Annotated in this window: 14 protein-coding genes; 10 read left to right on the plus strand and 4 right to left on the minus strand. The window is 75.3% G+C overall.

Annotated elements, in window-relative coordinates; all coding sequences use genetic code 11:
• Positions 1 to 3 precede the first annotated feature (3 nt).
• The 3 genes from RLT57_RS19625 (at position 4) to dhaK (ending at position 2,767) form a co-directional block, all read left to right on the plus strand.
• Positions 4 to 909: an HAD-IA family hydrolase gene (locus RLT57_RS19625; RefSeq protein WP_311298698.1), complete on the plus strand. Its 906-nt coding sequence runs from the start codon at positions 4 to 6 to the stop codon at positions 907 to 909.
• 23 nt (positions 910 to 932) lie between these two features.
• Positions 933 to 1,589, plus strand: a complete 657-nt coding sequence (dhaL, locus tag RLT57_RS19630; RefSeq protein ID WP_311298699.1) for a dihydroxyacetone kinase subunit DhaL — start codon at positions 933 to 935, stop codon at positions 1,587 to 1,589.
• A 182-nt stretch (positions 1,590 to 1,771) separates the two neighbouring features.
• Complete coding sequence (gene dhaK, locus RLT57_RS19635; RefSeq protein WP_311298700.1) at positions 1,772 to 2,767, plus strand: dihydroxyacetone kinase subunit DhaK; 996 nt, start codon at positions 1,772 to 1,774, stop codon at positions 2,765 to 2,767.
• A 41-nt stretch (positions 2,768 to 2,808) separates the two neighbouring features.
• Here dhaK and RLT57_RS19640 read toward each other — a convergent pair whose 3' ends face one another.
• Positions 2,809 to 4,227, minus strand: a complete 1,419-nt coding sequence (locus RLT57_RS19640) for an MFS transporter (protein ID WP_311298701.1) — start codon at positions 4,225 to 4,227, stop codon at positions 2,809 to 2,811.
• A gap of 341 nt (positions 4,228 to 4,568) precedes the next feature.
• A complete protein-coding gene (locus RLT57_RS19645; protein ID WP_311298702.1) occupies positions 4,569 to 5,978 on the minus strand; it encodes a glycoside hydrolase family 18 protein in 1,410 nt (469 codons plus the stop codon).
• 270 nt (positions 5,979 to 6,248) lie between these two features.
• Here RLT57_RS19645 and RLT57_RS19650 point away from each other — a divergent pair, with 270 nt between their 5' ends.
• The 7 genes from RLT57_RS19650 (at position 6,249) to RLT57_RS19680 (ending at position 14,948) form a co-directional block, all read left to right on the plus strand.
• The gene (locus tag RLT57_RS19650) at positions 6,249 to 7,115 is read left to right on the plus strand and encodes a DUF4190 domain-containing protein (protein WP_311298703.1); all 867 of its coding nucleotides are present in this window, start codon (positions 6,249 to 6,251) and stop codon (positions 7,113 to 7,115) included.
• Between the two features lie 324 nt (positions 7,116 to 7,439).
• Entirely contained in the window at positions 7,440 to 8,192 is a 753-nt protein-coding gene (locus RLT57_RS19655; protein ID WP_311298704.1) for a GntR family transcriptional regulator, read from the plus strand.
• 121 nt (positions 8,193 to 8,313) lie between these two features.
• Positions 8,314 to 8,766: an RpiB/LacA/LacB family sugar-phosphate isomerase gene (locus RLT57_RS19660; RefSeq protein ID WP_311298705.1), complete on the plus strand. Its 453-nt coding sequence runs from the start codon at positions 8,314 to 8,316 to the stop codon at positions 8,764 to 8,766.
• Positions 8,766 to 8,945, plus strand: a complete 180-nt coding sequence (locus RLT57_RS19665) for an SPOR domain-containing protein (RefSeq protein WP_311298706.1) — start codon at positions 8,766 to 8,768, stop codon at positions 8,943 to 8,945. Before RLT57_RS19660 ends, RLT57_RS19665 begins: the two co-directional genes overlap by 1 nt.
• Positions 8,942 to 9,328: a (deoxy)nucleoside triphosphate pyrophosphohydrolase gene (locus RLT57_RS19670; RefSeq protein WP_311298707.1), complete on the plus strand. Its 387-nt coding sequence runs from the start codon at positions 8,942 to 8,944 to the stop codon at positions 9,326 to 9,328. The genes RLT57_RS19665 and RLT57_RS19670 overlap by 4 nt, the downstream gene beginning before the upstream one ends.
• 392 nt (positions 9,329 to 9,720) lie before the next feature.
• The gene (locus RLT57_RS19675) at positions 9,721 to 12,153 is read left to right on the plus strand and encodes a SpoIIE family protein phosphatase (RefSeq protein ID WP_311298708.1); all 2,433 of its coding nucleotides are present in this window, start codon (positions 9,721 to 9,723) and stop codon (positions 12,151 to 12,153) included.
• A gap of 239 nt (positions 12,154 to 12,392) precedes the next feature.
• A complete protein-coding gene (locus RLT57_RS19680) occupies positions 12,393 to 14,948 on the plus strand; it encodes a SpoIIE family protein phosphatase (RefSeq protein ID WP_311300784.1) in 2,556 nt (851 codons plus the stop codon).
• A 182-nt stretch (positions 14,949 to 15,130) separates the two neighbouring features.
• On the opposite strand, the gene RLT57_RS19685 is transcribed toward RLT57_RS19680, so the two are convergent.
• Positions 15,131 to 15,880: a PspA/IM30 family protein gene (locus tag RLT57_RS19685; RefSeq protein ID WP_311298709.1), complete on the minus strand. Its 750-nt coding sequence runs from the start codon at positions 15,878 to 15,880 to the stop codon at positions 15,131 to 15,133.
• A gap of 181 nt (positions 15,881 to 16,061) precedes the next feature.
• On the minus strand, positions 16,062 to 18,254 hold the full coding sequence (locus RLT57_RS19690; RefSeq protein ID WP_311298710.1) for a TPM domain-containing protein: 2,193 nt from the start codon (positions 18,252 to 18,254) through the stop codon (positions 16,062 to 16,064).
• Positions 18,255 to 18,528 lie beyond the last annotated feature (274 nt).

Below are 18,528 nucleotides of genomic sequence, written 5' to 3' on the forward strand. Positions count from 1 at the left end.
ACCGTGCCCGCCCTCGTCTTCGACTGCGACGGAGTGCTCGCCGACACCGAGCGCTACGGACACCTGCCCGCCTTCAACCGGACCTTCGAGGAGTTCGGCCTGCCGGTGCGCTGGAGCGATTGCGAATACGCGCAGAAGGTGCGGGTGGGCGGCGGCAAGGAACGGATGAGGACGCTGCTGACGCCCGAGTTCGTCGCCGAGGCGGGCCTGCCCGCCGATCCGGCCGCGCTCGACGGGCAGGTCGCCCGCTGGCACCGGCGCAAGACCGAGATCTACACCGGGATCATCGCCGGCGGCGCCGTCCCGCCCCGCCCCGGGGTGCGGCGGATCGCCGCCGAGGCGCTCGCGGCCGGCTGGTCGCTCGCGGTCGCCTCCACCTCCGCCGAGCCGGCCGTCCGCAGCGTGCTCGAACTCGCCGCGGGCCCCGAACTCACCCCGCACTTCTCGGTGTTCGCCGGGGACGTGGTGCCGCACAAGAAGCCGGCACCGGACGTCTACGCGTACGCCGTGGCGCGGCTCGGCGTCGCCGCCGCCGACGTCGCCGTGATCGAGGACAGCCGCAACGGCCTGCTGGCGGCCCGCGGCGCCGGGCTGACGTGCGCGGTCACCACCAGCTCCTACACCGGGCAGGAGGACTTCACCGGGGCGGCGCTGGTCGTGACCTCGCTCGGCGATCCGCCGCCGGATCCGACCGCTGCGCAGGTGCTCGGCGACCCGTACGGCTGCGACCCGCGCCCGTACGTACGGCTGGCGGACCTCGCGTTCCTGCTGGCCGCCGCGACCGCCGGACCGGGGGCGGACGCCGTCCGCGGTCCCGGGCGGGACACCACCGCCGAGCCGGGGCCGGCCCCGGGCCGACGCCGGTCGTCGTCGGCGCCGGACTCCGACCGGCGTCACCGGCGTCACTGACGTCACGGCAGTCAGGAGAGAACATGTCATCACCATCGACAACCGCCGGTGATCTCGAGTTCGTCGTCCGGACGATCGCCAGGACCGCCGTCGACAACGAGAAGGAATTCGGCGAGCTGGACGCCGTAGCCGGCGACGGGGACTTCGGGTACTCCCTCGCCCGCGGCTTCGAGATCGTCCTCGCCGACTGGGACACCCTCGACCGCAGCTCGCCGTCGGAGTTCCTGAAGAAGGTCGCGCTGGTGATCTCCAAGCGGGTGGGCGGGACCTCGGGACCGCTGTGGGGGACCGCGTTCCTGCGGGCCGCGACGGCCGTCAGGGACCGGACCGAGCTGACCGGCCAGGACACGGTCGCGATGCTGCGCGCGGCGGCCGAGGGGATCAGGGTCCGGGGCAACTCCGACGTCGGCGACAAGACGCTGCTGGACGCGCTGGTCCCGATGACCGACGCGCTGGAGCGGCGGCTGCGGGCCGGTGACGAGGCTGCCGATCCGGCGGGTCTCGCGGCGCTCGCCGCCACCGCGGCCAGGTCCGCGGCCGACGCGACCACCCCCATGCAGGCCATGCGCGGCCGCCAGAGCTACACCGGCGAACGCAGTATCGGCTCGCCGGACCCGGGCGCGGTGGCGGTGGCGGTGATGGCCGAACGCGTCGCCGACGAGTGGCCGGACCGCGGCTGACGCCTCCGTCCGCCGGCGCCGGCCCCGGACAACCTTGAAGGCGCCCCGGACCGCACCCACGAAGGGCCCCGGGCCCCGGCGCCCCCGGCCGCCCCTGGGCCGCGCATCCCCCGCGGCCCCCGGGCCGCACACCCCCCCCGCAGACCCCGGACCCCTCAACGACGAGACCCTGGAGCGACCGCATGAAGAAGTTCGTCAACGACCCCAAGAACTACGTCCCGGAGATGCTCCAGGGACTGGTGCTGGCCAACCCCGGCACTCTCCGCTACGTCCCCGAGTACAACCTGATCATGCGCGCGGACGCCCCGCAGGCGAACAAGGTCTCCATCGTCCAGGGCAGCGGCTCCGGCCACGAGCCCGCGCACGTCATGAGCGTGGGCAAGGGCATGCTCGACGCCGCCTGCCCCGGTGACGTCTTCTCCGCCCCGCCGGCCGACTACGTCTACGAGACGGTGAAGCTGGTCGCCTCACCCAAGGGCGTGCTGCTGCTGGTGAACAACTACACCGGTGACCGGATGGCCTTCGAGATGGCCGAGGAGCTCTCGCAGGCCGAGGGGGTGTCGGTCCGTACGCTGTTCATCGACGACGACGTGTCCGTGCAGGACTCGACCTACACGGTCGGGCGCCGCGGGGTGGCCGGCAACTTCTTCGTGATGAAGGCGACCGGCGCGGCGGCCGAACGCGGCGCCGACCTCGACGAGGTGCACCGGATCGGCGAGAAGGTCAACTCCGTGACCCGGACCATGGGCATGGCCCTCACCGCGTGCACGCCGCCCGCGAAGGGCTCCCCGCTGTTCGACCTGCCTGGCGACGAGGTCGAGATGGGTGTCGGCATCCACGGCGAGCCGGGCCGCCGCCGCGAGAAGCTCCAGCCGGCGGACGCGCTGGTACGGGAACTGGTCACCGCGGTCGTGGAGGACCTGCCGTACGCCCAGGGCGACGACGTCGCCCTGATGGTCAACGGCCTGGGCGGTACCCCGATCGGCGAGCTGTACCTGGTGTACGGGCTGGCCCACCGGCAGCTGGCCGACCGCGGCATCGAGGTCCGGCGCAGTTACGTGGGCGAGTACTGCACCTCGCTCGACATGGCCGGCGCGTCCATCACGCTGGTCCGGCTGGACGACGAGATCTCCCAGCTGCTCGCCGACCCGGCGGAGATCCCCGTCCGGGTGTTCTGACCGGGGCCGGCGGCCGGGACCCGGGCCGTCCGGGCCCCGGCTCAGGTGGCCTTGCGGAACCTGGCCCCCAGCGCCGGCGAGTGGTAGCCGGTGGACGTGCCGGCCAGCCAGGGCTCCAGGTCGGGCGGTGCCAGGCGCGCGCCGCCCGCCAGGAAGAGCCCGACCAGCAGCACCCCGACGACCACCGTGACCACCAGCATGATCACCACGCACAGATGGAAGCCGTGCTCCAGCGTGGACCGGGTCATCGCCAGGTGCAGCAGCACCGGCCCCACCAGGAACGCCGCCTCCGAGCGCAGCAGCTCGACCAGGGCGAAGGTCGGGCCGAGCTGGGTCGAGGGCACCGAGAAACCGGCCAGGAACAGCCCCGGCGCCACCCCCGCGCCCGCCCCGTACCCCAGGAAGAGCGCGGCGACGGCGACGACGGGGGAGGCGTTGGACGGGCTGACGGCCAGCAGCACCGCCGCGCCCACCGCCACACCGGCCAGCCCCGACAGCGCCAGCACCGGCGTCCAACGGGTCGTCACCACCCGGCGGAACAGCGCGGCCGAGACGACCACCCCCAGGATCTGCGGGGCGATGAGCAGCCCGGTCCGTACCGGGGAGTAGTGCGCCACCTGGAGCAGGTAGATTTCGGCCAGCTCCAGCAGCGTGGTGAAGGAGGCGCCGACCATCATCGCGTTGGCGGTCCCACTGACCGGCAGCGTGTTGCTGATCGGCCGCATCGGCATCAGCGGCGCGGCCTTGCGGAACTGGCCCACCACCAGGGCGACGCCGATCCCTACGCCGACGACGACCGGCACGATGAACTCGGGGTCGCTGAACGAGCCGCGCGACAGCCAGGAGACGCCGAAGAACGGCAGCATGGTGGCCCCGAAGGCGAGCGGGATGGCCAGCCAGTCGAAGCCCGCGCGGCGGGCCGGGGGCTCGTTGCCCTCGAAGGTCAGGGTGCCGACGGCGAAACCGGCCACCGCGAGCACGCCGAGCGAGGTGAACAGTAGCCGCCAGCCGCCGAAGCTGCCGACCAGGCCGCCCACCACCGGCCCGGCGGTCACCATGCCGAACAGGCCGAGGCTGATGACGGCGGCGGTGGTCGGGACCCGTTCGACGCCGTGCGTGACGACCAGCGGCGGCAGCGCGGCGACCAGCAGCATGCCGGTGAACAGGCCCTGGAGCAGCACGCCGGCCATGAACGGCCCGAGGCTCCGGGCGGTCAGCGCCAGCACGGCGCTGAGCACGAAGCCCGCCTCGCAGACGAGGTAGACGTGCCGCCGCGCCAGCCGCAGCGTCAGGTCGGCCACCACGACCGCCCCGAAGGCGTACGAGGCGTTGGACAGCCCGGCGGTCAGCTGCAGCTCGAACCGGGTGGCGCCCAGGTCCCGCATCAGGGTCGGCTGGAAGAGCGAGACGGCCGTGGTGAGGACCAGGAAGGGGCTCAGCGCCAGCAGCGCCAGTGCCACGGCGGCGGGGTAGTTGCCCGCCCACGGGAGCCGGGTGAGGAGGGAGGGCGTCGGAAAGCGGGAACGGATGGTCGCCTCCAAGGTCGTGCTGGGGGAAGGCGTACCTCCCGGCCTCGCGCGGCAGAGTGGCTGGTCGGCGCGGCGCCGCCGGGTCGCGTCCGCCGCCGGGTCGCAGGCTCACCCTAGGAGCGGGCCGGCCCGCCCGGACGGCTGACACACCGCAGGGTGACCCCATTGGCCCTGCCGCGGTCCGGCGTACCCGCCGCCGGGGACGACCGTGCCCGGCCTCTCCCCCGGGCAGGGTGGGGAGGGACCGGGCACGTCGCGCGCGGGGGGCGGGGTCAGCGGTGGCGGTGGTGCGGGGGCGGCGGGTTGAGGCCGGCGTGGATCGCGCCGATCAGCTCACCGTCGGCGGTGTCGCCGTCCAGCGACCAGGCCATGGCGCCGCCCAGGTGCTGCTGCCGGATGTACGCCGTCTTCTGGGCGATGACCTGCGGGTCGTCGTAGGTCCAGAAGTCGGTGCCGTCGTAGAGCCAGGCGAAGCCGTCCTTGGTGTCGCGGTGGACGGTGTACGCGCCCGACCCGGCGAGCGCCTTGAGCGCGTGGTAGTCCTCGTTGCCGGCCTGCCAGGTGGCCGGGGCCGGCCCGGTGGAGGGCTGGAAGAGGCCGGCCGTGCCGCCGTCGGGGACGCCGGTCCAGCCCTGCCCGTAGAACGGCACGCCGAGGACCAGCTGCCGGGACGGGGCGCCGCGGCTGATCCAGTCGCCGACCGCCTGGGTGTCGCTGAAGTCGTCCGGCACCGGGGTGTTCCTCGGTGCCTTCAGCGCGGACTGCTGGTTGGTGGTGGTCTCGTACGGGCCGTGGAAGTCGTAGCCCTGCACGGTGCCGAAGTCGAGGTACGTGAAGATCTTCCGGACCTCGAAGCCCGCGTCGATCTTGGCCGGGGCGGCGGGCAGGAAGGCGGTCAGGTCGTAGTGCTTGTGCGTGGTGCGGCCGTACGCGTCGAGCTGCTTGCGGAACTCCGCGGCCAGCGCGGTGAAGTCCTTCTTGTCCTGGGGCCGGTAGACGGTGTCCACGTCGCCGGAGGAGCCGGGCCACTCCCAGTCGATGTCGACGCCGTCGAAGAGGCCGGCCGCCGAGCCGGGGCCACCCTTGCCGTCGAGCAGCGGCAGATTGCCCTTGATGAAGATGTCCAGGCAGGAGGCGACAAGTGCCTTGCGGGAGGCGGGAGTCAGTGCGGCGTCGGAGAAGTTGGTGGACCAGCCCCAGCCGCCGATCGAGATCAGCACCTTCAACTTGGGATTCTTCGCCTTGAGTTCGCGCAGCTGGTTGAAGTTGCCGGCCAGCGGCTGCTCGGCGGTGTCGGCGGTGCCGTCGACCGAGCCGGCGGCGTCCAGCGGGCGCTGGTAGTCGGCCCATGCGTCGCCCTCGCCCGCGACGTTGGCCTCGAAGCACTTGCCGTCGGCGCCGATGTTGGCGAACGCGTAGTTGAGGTGGGTGAGTTTGGCGGCGGTGCCGGAGGTCTGGACGTTCTTCACCTGGTAGTTGCGGCCGTAGACGCCCCACTGGGTGAAGTAACCGACGCTCTTGTAGGCCGGGCCGGCGGGCGTGGGGGCGGAGTGCCCGGATCCGCCGGACCGGTGGCCGTCGTGTGCGAGCGCGGGGCTGCCGCCGGTGAGGGCGGGGAGGACGGCGACCACCGAGAGGGTGGCGGCCGTCGCGGCCATCCGGCCGAGAATTCGTCGACGCATGGCGGGAAAGTATTGGCCTAGACCAATACCGGTCAAGGGAAATCGGGAAACGGGCTCCGGGTGCGTACCGGAATTCATACCGGACGGGCGTGCCGCGGGCACGGGTTCGCGCCGGCGGCCACCGGCCCCGGCGGGCGGAGGTCCCGCGCGGCGCCGCGCGCGGCCGTGTGCCGGGAGCCTCGACGAGGGTTGCGCCGGGCGCCGTTCGGGCGGCGCGGCCCTACCCCCGCCCCGGGGCGGGGGAGTTCGGGCAGACCGTAAACTTCCCTGGTGGACATACCTCCGCCGCCTCCGCCGCCGCCCTCCCCGGACGGCGGTCCGCCGCCCGGCCCGCCGCCCGCGCCGCCGTACGGCGGCCCGCCCGGGTATCCGCGGCAGGGCCCCTACGGTTCGCAGCCGCCGTTCTACGGCCAGGGGCCCGGCACGCCGCCCGGGTACCCGGGCGGCCCCTACGGCGCCCCGGGCCCGTACGGATACCCGGCGCCGCAGCAGGGCTGGTACGTCGAGCGGACGACCAACGGGCTCGCCATCGCCTCGCTGATCACCGCGCTGACCTGCATCCCGCTGCTCGGCCTGGTCCTCGGCGTCATCGGGCTGCGGCAGATCAAGCGCCGCGGCGAGCGCGGTACGGGGCTGGCCGTCGCGGGCATCGTGATCTCCGGGCTGGTGGCACTGTCGATGGCCGCCGGTGTCGCCCTCGCGGCGGCGGGCGGTTTCAAGGAGGGCAACACCCCCGTTTCCGACCTCGTCGCCGGGCAGTGCTTCAACACCGTGCACAGCAGGCTGTCCGACTACGGCGGCGAGGGCCACCTGTCGACCGCCGTGGACGTGGTGCCCTGCGGCCGGGCGCACGACGCGGAGGCGTACAAGGTCTTCCCGCTCGACAGCGGCCCGGACGGCGGCTACCCGGGCGCGGACCGGATCGCGGACACCGCGAGCGAGCGGTGCGCCGGCTTCGCCGCCGACTACCTGCGCGACGCCCCGCTCGGCGACGGCATCGAGATCTACTACTTCATGCCGCCCGAGGCCGGCTGGGACCGCGGTGACCACGACGTGACCTGCTTCTTCGGCAGCGAGTCGGGCAGGGTCACCGGCTCGGTGGCGGACCAGGGCGACGGAACCGGCTTCGGGGTCTGACGGGGGTCGCCGGGCGGGCACGCCGAACGTCCGGCCGGCGGCACGGTCCGCGGCGTGATCCGGCCACGATCCGGCGCGGATTCCGACTGGATCCGGCCAGGCACCGGCCGGGTTTCGGCCCGGTTCCGGCGCGGATTCCGGCCGGGGCGGCGGCCCCCGGCCCTGGCGCGCCCCGGGGTCGGCCGGTCCGCCGGGTCGGTGGGGGCCGCAGGGGCCGGAGGGGCCGGAATAGCCACTGCGCGGCGTGATGTTCAGGGGATGACTTGCGGACGAGTACCGACGGTTGCCAAGCTGTCGCGGACAGTCAACCCCTGGGAGAGGCACGTGGCCTTCGGTGAGCAGCCCGCCTACCTTCGTGTGGCGGGGGACCTGCGGCGGAAGATCCTCGACGGAACCCTGCCGCCGCACGCCCGGCTGCCCTCGCAGGCCCGCATCCGGACCGAGTACGGCGTCTCGGACACGGTGGCCCTCGAGGCCCGCAAGGTCCTGATGGCCGAGGGCTTCGTGGAGGGCCGCTCGGGCTCCGGTACGTACGTGCGCGAGCGCCCCCGGCAGCGGCGGATCATCCGCAGCGGCTACCGGCCGGCCGGCACGCCCACCGTCTACCGGCAGGAGCAGGCCGACGAGGCCAGCGAGGGCAGTTGGGAGTCCCGGACCGTGCAGGAGGCCGCGTCGCCGGAGATCGCCGAGCGGCTCGGCATCGCCCCCGGCGACCGGGTGATGCGCACCCAGTACCTGCTGCGGACCGGCGGTGAGCCGGCGATGATCTCCACCTCCTGGGAGCCGCTGGCGCTCACCGCCCGCACCCCGGTGCTGCTGCCGGAGGAGGGACCGGTCGGTGGGCAGGGCGTGGTCCCCCGGATGGCGGCGATCGACATCGTGGTGGACCACATGGCCGAGGAGGTCGCCGCGCGTCCCGGACTCGCCGAGGAGACGGCGGCGCTCGGCGGCGTGCCGGGGCACACCGTGATCGAGATCCGGCGCACGTACTACGCCTCCGGGCGGCCGGTGGAGACCGCGGACGTGGTGATCCCGGCCGAGCGCTACCGTGCGGTCTACCATCTGCCGGTCCGGTAACTGCCCTTCGGTGCGAGGAAGTTGACGGCTCGTCAGCTTCAGGTCGAACGGCTGGCCGGATCGGTGCCTCTTGGTGTCGTTCCATGCCCGTGCCGGGGACCCCGGGCGTAGGCTCGGGCATATGCGCATCGCCGTTTCCTCGGACCTGGACGAGCCCGTGGCCCGACAAGCCGTCGACGAACTCAGGCGGCGCGGGCACACCGTGCTGGCCTACGGGGCGCTGCGCCCCGGAGACCGCAGGGACTGGGCCTGGAGCGCGGAGGCCGCCGCCCGCGCGGTCGCCGAGGGCGCAGCCGACCAGGCCGTGGTCTGCTGCTGGACCGGGACCGGGGCGTCCATCGCGGCCAACAAGGTCCCGGGCGTGCGCGCCGCGCTGTGCGCCGACGCGTACACCGCGAACGGGGCGCGCACCTGGAACGACGCGAACGCGCTGGCGCTGAGCCTGCGCACGCTGTCCGGGCCGCTGCTCGGCGAGATCCTCGACGCCTGGTTCGCCGGCTCGCCCAGCCAGGCGGCGGACGACCGGGAGAACGTGGCCCATCTGGGCGCGCTGGAAGAAGAGGGCTCGTCCTGATGGCCGAGCTGATGTGGGTGCTGATCCGGCAGGACGCCGGCGCCAACCGCTACCGGGTGGGCCGCTACGCCACCCGGGCGGAGGCCGAACGGGTGGCGGACGCGCTCGGCGGGCGGCTCGGCGGCGCCCGGGTGTACCTGATCGAGCGGGTCCCGGCGCCGCGGGCGGCCTCCGCATGACCGCCGGGGTCGTCGTCGGCGGGGCGCTGCTGCACGGCGGGCGGCTGCTCGCCGCGCGCCGCACCGCCCCCGCGGAGCTGGCCGGCCGCTGGGAACTGCCCGGCGGCAAGGTGGAGCGGGGCGAGACCCCGGCCCAGGCGCTGGTGCGCGAGCTCCGGGAGGAGCTGGGGGTGGCGGTGCTGCCGCTGGAGCGGGTGCCGGGGGAGTGGGCGCTGCCCTCGGGCCACATCCTGCACGTGTGGACCGCCTCCCTCGTCCAGGGCGCCCCGCGGGCTCTCCAGGACCACGACCTGCTCCGCTGGGTCACCGCCGACGAGGCCCGCGGGCTCGACTGGCTCGAACCGGACCGCCCCGCCGTCGCCTGGGCCGCCCGGCGCCTCTGAGCGCCAGCGGGCGGTCCCGTGCCCCGCCGGGCCGCCCGTGCCCCGCCGGGCGGGCCGCCCCTGCGGCGCCGGGCCGCCATCACCCCCGGGCCGGCTTCCGCGCTGCCGCCCCGGCTCCCGCCGCCCCGCTCGCCCCGGCCTGTGCCGCTCGCCTGCCCGCCCGCCCCGAGCCGCGTCGCCTCGGCCGCTGCCGGCCGGATCCCGTCGCGCCGGCCCCTGCTACTGCGGACTCCGCCGCCCCGGCCCCGTACCGGTGCCCGATCGGGCACCCGCCGCCCGTGCGGCGTTCCCGCCATCGGCCGCCGCCCGGTCGCCCGAACGGTGGCCGTCGGGGCAGTATCGGTCGAAGAGGGACGATTCCCTCTCATGGACCCGGTGCGGGGGTGGACGGGATGGGCGGCGAACCCGAGTGGCAGGTGGGGGAGCCGCGCCGCGGGACGCTGCTGGACACCCTCCGGGTCGCGGTGGTGATGCTCGACACCGGCGGGCGCGTCCTGCTGTGGAGTCCGCTGGCCGAGGAGGTCCTAGGCTGGTCCGGGGAGCACATCGTGGGGCGCCGGGTCGGCGGCCTCCTGGGGCCGGACGGCCGGGCGCCGCAGCGGATACTGGCCGAGCTGCTGCGCGGCGGCCGGTGGAACGGCATCCTGTCGCCGCGGCACCGCGACGGGCACGACGTCCAGGTGGAGACCTGGGCCAGCCTGCTGGTGGACGGCGACGGCCGCCTGTTCGTACTGGCGTCGATGGTCGAGACCAGCAGCCTCCGTACGCTGGAGCACGACCTCGCCGCGCTGGACTCGCTCTTCGACTCCTCCCCGCTGGGCGTGGCCGTCTTCGACCGCGAGCTGCGCTACGTCCGGGTCAACGAGGCCCTCGCCGACATGAACGGCCTGACCGTCGAGGAGCACCTCGGCCACACCGCCGCCGAGGTGCTGGACCCCACGGCCGCGGTACGGCTCACCGAGCTCCAGCGCGACGTACTGGCCACCGGGCGCCCGGTGATCGACATGGTGGCCCCGGCGCCGCGCGGCCGGGGCCATCGCTCGGTGTCGTACCACCGGCTGGTGGACCGGGCGGGCCGGGTGCTGGGCATCAGCGCCACCGTGATCGACGTGACCGAACGGGTGGAGGCCGCCGCCAAGGCCGAGCACGCCCGGCGCCGGCTGGCGCTGCTGGACGAGGTGGGCTCGCGGATCGCCGACGTGCTGGACGTGCGCCGGGCCGCCGAAGCCCTCGCCGAGGCGGTCGTCCCCGCGTTCGGCGACTACTCGGGGGTGATCCTGCACGCCGGGGTCGCCGACGGCGGCGACCTGCCCGACGTGCCGTACAGCGAGAACACCCCGATGCGGCAGATGGGTGTGGGCGCGGTGCGGTGGAGCGCGGCGGCCCACCGGATGCTGCGGCCCGGCAGCCTGGTCGGCTTCAACGCCGACTCGGTGTTCGGCACCGTGCTGACCACCGGCCGCCCGGCGGTGGTCACCTCGGAGGACGACGTGCAGGCCACCACGTACCCCGGGGATCCCAAGGTGCGGGCCGCCCTGGAGCTGGGCCTGTCCGCGATGCTGGTGCTGCCGCTGCGGGCCCGCGGGGTGGTGCTGGGACTGCTGGTGGTGGCCCGCGGCGGGCGGCGGGGGCCCTTCGACCAGGACGACATGGCACTGGGCATGGAGCTGGCCGACCGGGCCGGCACCGCGCTGGACAACGCCCGGCTGTACGTCCGCGAGCGGGAGGGCGCCCTGATGCTGCAGCGCAGCCTGCTGCCGCAGCTGCTGCCGGAACCGCCGGGTGTGGCCATCGCCTTCCGCTACGTGCCGGCCGGCAGCGGCGCCGAGATCGGCGGCGACTGGTTCGACGTGATCCCGCTGGCCGGCGGCCGGATCGCCTTCGTCGTCGGCGACGTGATGGGCCACGGCCTCGGCGCCGCCGCCACCATGGGCCGACTCCGGACGGCGGTACGCACCCTCGCCGGTCTCGACATGCCGCCCGACGAGCTGCTGCGCCGGATCAACGACCTCGGCGACGACCTCGCGCAGAGCCAGTCCGACGGCTGGATGGCCACCGCGGTCTACGCCGTGTACGACCCCACCGCCCACCGCTGCGTGGTCGCCCAGGCCGGGCACCTGCCGCCGGTGCTGGTACGGCCGCAGAGCGCCACCGAGGACTGCCAGGCCCAGCTGCTCGACCTGCCCACCGGGGTGCCGCTGGGCGTCGGCGGACACCGCTTCCGGACCACCGAGCTGGACGTACCCGACGGCTCCGTCCTGGTGCTCTACACCGACGGGCTGATCGAGGCCCGCGGACAGGACATCGGTACCGGCCTGGAACGGCTCCGCCGGACGCTGTGCCGCCCGGTGGACTCCCTGGAGGACGCCTGCGACGAACTGCTCGCCGCCATGGACCCGGGCCGCGAGCCGGACGACGTGGCGCTGCTGATGGCCAGACTCGGCGGGCTGCCGGCCGGCTCCACCGCGGCCTGGACCTTCCCCGCCGAGGCGGGCGCGGTACGACTGGCGCGCCGCCGGGTCCGTGACACCCTGGTGGAGTGGGGTCTGGCCCCGCTGTCGGATGTCACGGTACTGCTGGTCAGCGAGCTGGTCACCAACTCGCTGCGGTACGCGCGCGGCCCGATCGGGGTCCGGATCGTACGGGGTTCCTCGCTGCTGGTGGAGGTCTCCGACCCGATGCCGGACCCGCCGCGCGAGCGGGTGGCAGCCGATGACGACGAGGGCGGCCGGGGCCTGCAACTGGTGGCCGGTGCGTCGCGGCGGTGGGGGACGCGGCACGGGACACCCGGCAAGACGGTCTGGTTCGAACTGGCGCTCCCGTGAGCGCCCGCGGCGACGCCGCCGGGAGGCCGGCCGCCATGGTTCGGGATGACTGTGCCGGGTATGCCGAAGAGGCAGGAGAGAGAGGGGTGGCCGTGGTGTTCCGGGGACGTCTCCCGTACCCCGGGAGCCGAGATGATGCTGTGATCGACAAGACCGTGTGCTGGACGGTCGACATGCTGAATACTCAGCTCCAACCGGTCCATGTGTGCTGAGCTGGAGGGGTCGGGCGAGTGAGCGACATGCCAGCAGGGGCGATTCCCCCCGGTGACGACGCCAATGACACGGACGACACGGTCGACAGCGGTGTCTGGCGGTCGAGCCCGCCCGGTTCCATCTACGACTACATACGGCTGGCCGCCTTCGCCCTGGACCGCCACGGCCGGATCGAGCAGTGGAGCCACCGGGCCGAGGAGTTCTTCGGCGTCAGCGCGGCGGAGGCGCTCGGCCAGGACCCCGTCGCCGCCTTCGCCCCGCCCGAGGCGCAGCTACGCGGCCACGAGCGGCTCTCGCAGATCCTGGACGGCCGCGAGTGGAACGGCCTGGTGCCCTACAAGGACGCCAACGGCGGCGAGGGGCTCGCCGAGGTCTATGTGATGCCCGCGGACAACGGCGCGCTGTGCATCGCGGTGGACGTGGCCACCCTGCGGCAGATCGAGACCGACCTGGCCGCCTCGCAGGCCGTCTTCGGCCAGTCCCCGATGGGCTTCGTGCTCTTCGACACCGAGCTGCGGCTGATCCGGGTCAACGACCAGTTCACCGCGGTCTTCGGCCGGTCCGCGGAGGAGCACCGCGGCCACGGCCCGCAGGACTTCCTGTCCCGGGTGGAGGCCGACCGGCTGTCCGCCGCGCTGCGCCAGGTGCTGGAGACCGGCGAACCCGTACTGGACATGCCGCTGGTCGGCACGGTGCCCGGCGACCCCGTCCGGCGCCGCTGGTCGATGTCCCTCTACCGGCTGCACAGCGCCTCCGGACGGCCCATCGGCGCCGCCGGACTCGCCATGGACGTCACCGGGCGGCAGCGCGCCGAACGCGAGGCCGCGCACGCCCGGCGCAACCTGGCGCTGCTCAACGAGGCCGGCTCGCGGATCGGCACCTCGCTGGACCTGGAGACCACCGCCCGCGAACTGCTCGACGTGGCCGTCCCGCACTTCTGCGACATCGCCTCGGTCGACCTCTACCAGGCGCTGCTGTCCGGCGTGGAGGACCTGGCCGGCACCACCGACGGCAGCGGCGACGTCCGCCGGGTGGCCTTCGCCAGCGCGGTCTCCGACGCGCCGGTGGCCATGGCCGGCGACGACGACGTGACCCCGGCCGGCCCGGTCCCGGTGGGCGCGGTGCACCGCTTCCGGTTCGGCTCGCCCAGCGCCAGGGCGCTGCGCACCGCCCAGCCGCAGGTGCTCGACGGCGAGCACGGCCAGGGCAGCCCGCTGGTGCAGTCCACCCTGGTGGTGCCGATCGTGGCCCGCGACGTCGTACTCGGCCTGGTGCAGTTCTCCCGGGCCAAGGGCAGCGAGCCGTTCACCGACCGGGACCGGATGCTGGCCGAGGAGCTCGCCGCCCGCGCCGCCATCTTCATCGACAACGCCCGCCTCTACCGCCGCGAGCACGAGCGGGCGCTGATCCTCCAGCGCAGCCTGCTGCCGCCGGACGACCCGGAGGCGGCCGGCCTGGACATCGCCTGCCGCTACCTGCCCGGCAGTATGGAGACCGAGGTCGGCGGCGACTGGTTCGACGTGATCGAACTGCCCGGCCACCGGACGGCCCTGGTGGTCGGCGACGTCATGGGCCGCGGGCTGCGGGCTGCCGTCGCGATGGGAGAACTGCGCACCGCGGTACGTACGCTGGCCATGCTCGACCTCGAACCCGCCGAGGTGCTGGGCGCGTTGGACGAGGTGGCCAGCGGGCTCGGCGCCCCCGCCCGGGGCGGCACCCGCCGGGCCAAGGAACGCGGCGACGCCGACCTCGCCGAGGTCTACCTGGCCACCTGCATCTACGTGGTCTACGACGCGGTGACCCGCCGCTGCACCATCGCCAACGCCGGGCACCTGCCGCCGGTCGTGGTCGAACCCGGCGAGACACCGCTGCTGCTGGAAGTGCCCCGGGGCGTGCCGCTCGGCGTCGGCGGCGAGCCGTTCGAGGAGATCGAGGTCGAGCTGACCGACGGGGCGCTGCTGGCGCTGTACACCGACGGCCTGGTCGAGTCCCGGAGCCACCCGCTGGACGAGGGCCTGGACGCCTTCCGCGCCTCGCTGGCCGGCCCGGCCCGGCCGCTGGAGGACGTCTGCGACCACGTCCTGGCCACCTTGGACACCGCGCACGGCGAGGACGACATCGCGCTGCTGATGGCCCGGATCGACGGGCTGTCGGCGGACAAGGTCGGCGACTGGACGCTGGAACCGCAGCCCACCTCGGTGGCCCGTGCCCGCGAACTCGCCCGGGACCAGCTGCTCACCTGGGGCCTGGACCAGCTGGTCGACACCACCGAGCTGCTGGTCAGCGAGCTGGTCACCAACGCGCTGCGGCACGGCTACGGCGACATAAGGCTGCGGCTGCTGCTGGACCGGACGCTGGTCTGCGAGGTGTGGGACAACGCGCTGATGCAGCCGCGCCGCCGCCGCGCCCGGGACACCGACGAGGGCGGCCGGGGCCTGCAACTGGTGGCGATGCTCAGCCAGAGCTGGGGGAGCCGGCGGACCCACCGCGGCAAGACCGTCTGGTTCGAGCTGGCTCTGCGGGGGCCGTCGGGACAGGGCGTCTCGGGCCCCTCGGTGGACGATTTGCTCAGCATGTTCTGAACGTTCTGAACGCCCCCGGCGCTCCGTGCGGTGCGGGCGCTTTGAGCGGGCGCGGGCCGCCGTCGCGCGGGCCCGGTCCGTACCGTGTCACGCCCGGCCGGATCCCGCTGCCGCCTCCCCCGCCCGGCCGGATCCCGCTGCCGCCTCCCCCGCCCGGCCGCCGATTTTTTCCGGCCGGCCCCTCACGGCTGCACCCGGCTCGCCCCCGTACGGGGCCGCGCCGCGCCGGATTTGAGGCGGGCGAGGCGCGCGTCGACCTCCGCGGCGTCGAAGGGCTCGTCGGGCGACTCGAACTGGGCGTCCAGGCAGGAGGCGGCCGGCTCCCGCCCACCCGCCGCGCGGGCCTCCTCGCGCCGCAGCTTGTCCTCGAACCGGCTCAGCTCGCCGGCCGGGTCGAGCAGGTCGACGTCGCGCACCGCGTCCGGCAGCCGGTCCCGGGCGGGCGCGGACCGGGACCGGTCCACCAACGCCTCCCGCCTGGAGCGCAGTCCGTCGAGGGTGCGCCTCATCCGGTCCAGACCGGGCCGGAGCCGGTCCAGCACCTGGGTCTGCGCCGTGATGGCGGACCCGGCGGCCGCGGCCTCCTGCTCCGACCGGAGCTGGCGGCCGAGGGCGATCCTGGCGAGGCGGTCGAACCGGTCGGCCGCCGCCGGGATGCCGGCGGTCCGCAGCTCGTCGGCCCGGCGGCTGGCGGTGGCCGCCTTGCCGCCCCACTCCGCGGCGGCGGCCACGTCCTCGGCGCGGTCCCGCGTCATCAGCCGCAGACCGCCGGCGGTGGCGGCGACCGTGTCCGCGGCCTCGGCGATGGCGGCGGTGTACTCGCGGATCAGCCGGTCGACCATCTGCTGCGGGTCCTCGGCCCGGTCCAGGAGCGCGTCGACGTTCGCCCCGGCGAGCTGCGCCACCCGGCCGAGGACGGTCTGCTTGGACATGGTGTACTCCCTGTGCCTCGATGGTCCGTTCCGGGTGCGGGTGCGGGTGCGGGTGCGGGTGTGCGGGGTGCGGGTGCGGGTGTCGGGTGTCGGGCGTTGGGCCTTGGCCCCCCGCCGGGTGTCGGGGCCCCGGCCTCCCGGCGGCCGGGGGCGCGGGAGGAGCCGGGCGCCGGTCGGGCCGTCAGAACCCTCCGCCGCCGCCCATCCGGCCGCGGGTCCGCCCGCCGCCGAAGCTGCCGGGCCCCGGGCCGCCGTAGTCCCGGCCGCCGTCGGCGCCGTCGAGGACGCCGCCGAGCAGGATCCCGCCGAGCACCGCGCCGCCCATGCCGCCGCCCCCGTCGCCCGCGGGCCCGGTGCCGAAACCGCCGGAGTCCCCGTAGCCGCCGAGATCCTGGCCGGCCAGCTCCTGCGCGTCGCGGGCCAGCCGGTCCGCCTCCCCGGCGTGCTCCAGCGCGTCCCCGGCGTCCTCGGCGGCGGCCGACTCGGCCAGCCGGAGCCGGCGTTCGGCCTCGGCGAGCCGGGTACGGGCTTGGCTGCCGATCGCGCCCCGGTGGGTGGTCACGACATCCCGGGCCGCCGCCACCTGACCGCGGGCCGCCGGCAGCGACTGCTCCAGCGACTCCCGGACCAGTCGCCCGCCGCCGTCCTGCACTCCGCCGCTGTCCGGCGCCCCGCCGCCGTCCTGCACTCTGCCGCTGTCCGGCGCCCCGCCGCCGTCCTGCACTCTGCCGCCGTCCGGCGCCCCGCCGCCGTCCTGCACTCCGCCGTCGGCCCGTGCCCCGTCGTCGTCCGGCGCCGGGTCCAGGGCGAAGCGCGCCGCCACCACCCGACGCAGCGCCGCGACCGGGTCGTACCGGCCCGCCGCCAGCTCCTCCCGAACCCCGGCCAGTACGCTCTCGGCCCGGCGGATCCGGCCCTGGAGCCCGGCGTCCCCGGACCCCGGACCCGCGGCCGGGTCCCCGGCCGGGGTGCTGCCGGACGACAGTTCCCGCACCCGCGCCAGATCGGCGTCCGCCGCCGGCAGCGCGTCCCGCAACCGGGCGTCCGCCGCGCGCAGTTCGCGTTCGCGGCGGGCGACGGCGTCGGCGAGGACGGCGGCCTGGCCGAGAGCGCCTTCGGCGGCGCGGACGAAGACGGCGGCGCGGCTGTGGTCGGTGCCGAGCGCGGCGCGCGCCCGGTCCAGGCTGCCGCGGGCGAACTCCAGGCGGTCGCGGGCCTCCGCGGGGTAGCCGGCCACCGGCTCCAGCGCGGCGGCCGTGTAGCGGGCGGTGAGCGGGCCGAGCACGGCCTCGGCGGCGGCGATCCGGCCCGGCAGCGCGGCCAGCGTGACCTCGGCCCGCGCCAGCACCCGGGGCGCGTTCGCCTCCAGCGCCCGCAGCCGGTCGAACGCCTCCGACTCCGCGTCCAGCCGCCGGTTGGCCTGGGTGCAGCGGGACAGGATCTCGTCCAGCATCTGGCGTCGGGTCTCGTCGTCGCCGGGGAAGGCGTCGTCCAGCCGCTGGCGCAGCCGGAAGGCGGCGGCCAGCTCGCCGCCGGCGTACTCGACGGCCTCTCCGAAGGGCTTCGCGGCCTCGTCGCCGACCTGGGCCGCGGCGAAGCCCACGTCCTCCCGGCTGGTCCGCACCGCGTCGTCGGTGGCGACCAGCAGCTCCCGGGCCTGGCGGTCCAGCTCCGGCAGTGCGGTGAGCGGGGTGGGCTGCTTCGGCTTGGGCCGGGCGCCGCTCCAGCCGGCCGCGCCGGGATCCGCCCGGACCGTCGGCTGCCTGCCGTGGCGCTTGCGGACGGCGTAGCCGCCCAGCGCCAGCGCGGCGGCGACCGCGACCACGGGGATCCACAGGTCGGCGGCGCCGTTGTCGGTGGCGGTGTCCGCCCGCCGGGGGCCGGCGGGGCCCGGGGCGCGGACCGGCGGGGCCACCCGGCGGCCGGCCGGCGCCGCGCCGTAGCCGTCGGCGGCGGCGATCGCCGCGCCCGCCCAGCCGCCCGAGCGCAGCGCGGGCTCGATCGCCACGGCGCCGACCTCGGTGAGCCGGCCCTGGGTGAGGCCGGAGTCCTGGTCGGCGGAGACCGCGTACCGCCGGTCGCGGGTGGCCACCGCCAGCAGCAGGTCCCCGCGGCCCAGACCGCTGCGTACGGCGGCGGCGTTCGCCCGGTCCTGCGGGCTGCGGCCGGAGAAGCCGCCGGCGTACACGACGGACAGCCGCACTCCGTGGGCGCCGTGCAGCCGGCCCGGCGCCGACCGGAGCGCCCGCCCGCGGCCGCCCGGCGCCGCCACCGTGTCGGTGACCTGCCCGGTACGGCCGAGCCGGGCCGGGCCGTCGGCGAGCGCCGGCCGCGCCGGCAGGACCAGGACCACCGCGCCGAGTGCCGTGAGCATCGCTGAGACCGCCCGACGTCTGCCGCCCACCGCGCCGCCTCCCGCTGCCGCGCCACGCCCCGCCGCGTGACTCCTTTTCGGAGGCTATGCGCCCTTACCCTCCCCCGCGACCGCGGGCGGCCCCTCCCGCGGCGGCCGGTGGGCCGGACGGGTGGTGTGCGCGGTACGGGTCGGCGGGTCGGCGCCGGCGCCCGGCCGAGGTGGGGTGGCATGCATCCGGGAATCATCAGAAAAGCGACAGACAAGAGCAGCTGAGTCATGTCCCCGGCGCATG

The sequence above is a fragment of the Streptomyces sp. ITFR-21 genome, from assembly GCF_031844685.1.
In the GTDB taxonomy this organism is placed as follows: Bacteria; Actinomycetota; Actinomycetes; order Streptomycetales; family Streptomycetaceae; genus Actinacidiphila.

Coding starts and splice junctions, on each gene's coding strand:
- dhaK (WP_311298700.1), top strand. CDS start 1,772: ATGAAGAAGTTCGTCAACGACCCCAAGAACTACGTCCCGGAGATGCTC.
- RLT57_RS19665 (WP_311298706.1), top strand. CDS start 8,766: ATGGCCGAGCTGATGTGGGTGCTGATCCGGCAGGACGCCGGCGCCAAC.
- RLT57_RS19685 (WP_311298709.1), bottom strand. CDS start 15,880: ATGTCCAAGCAGACCGTCCTCGGCCGGGTGGCGCAGCTCGCCGGGGCG.
- RLT57_RS19675 (WP_311298708.1), top strand. CDS start 9,721: ATGGGCGGCGAACCCGAGTGGCAGGTGGGGGAGCCGCGCCGCGGGACG.
- dhaL (WP_311298699.1), top strand. CDS start 933: ATGTCATCACCATCGACAACCGCCGGTGATCTCGAGTTCGTCGTCCGG.
- RLT57_RS19660 (WP_311298705.1), top strand. CDS start 8,314: ATGCGCATCGCCGTTTCCTCGGACCTGGACGAGCCCGTGGCCCGACAA.
- RLT57_RS19680 (WP_311300784.1), top strand. CDS start 12,393: ATGCCAGCAGGGGCGATTCCCCCCGGTGACGACGCCAATGACACGGAC.
- RLT57_RS19645 (WP_311298702.1), bottom strand. CDS start 5,978: ATGCGTCGACGAATTCTCGGCCGGATGGCCGCGACGGCCGCCACCCTC.
- RLT57_RS19670 (WP_311298707.1), top strand. CDS start 8,942: ATGACCGCCGGGGTCGTCGTCGGCGGGGCGCTGCTGCACGGCGGGCGG.
- RLT57_RS19690 (WP_311298710.1), bottom strand. CDS start 18,254: ATGCTCACGGCACTCGGCGCGGTGGTCCTGGTCCTGCCGGCGCGGCCG.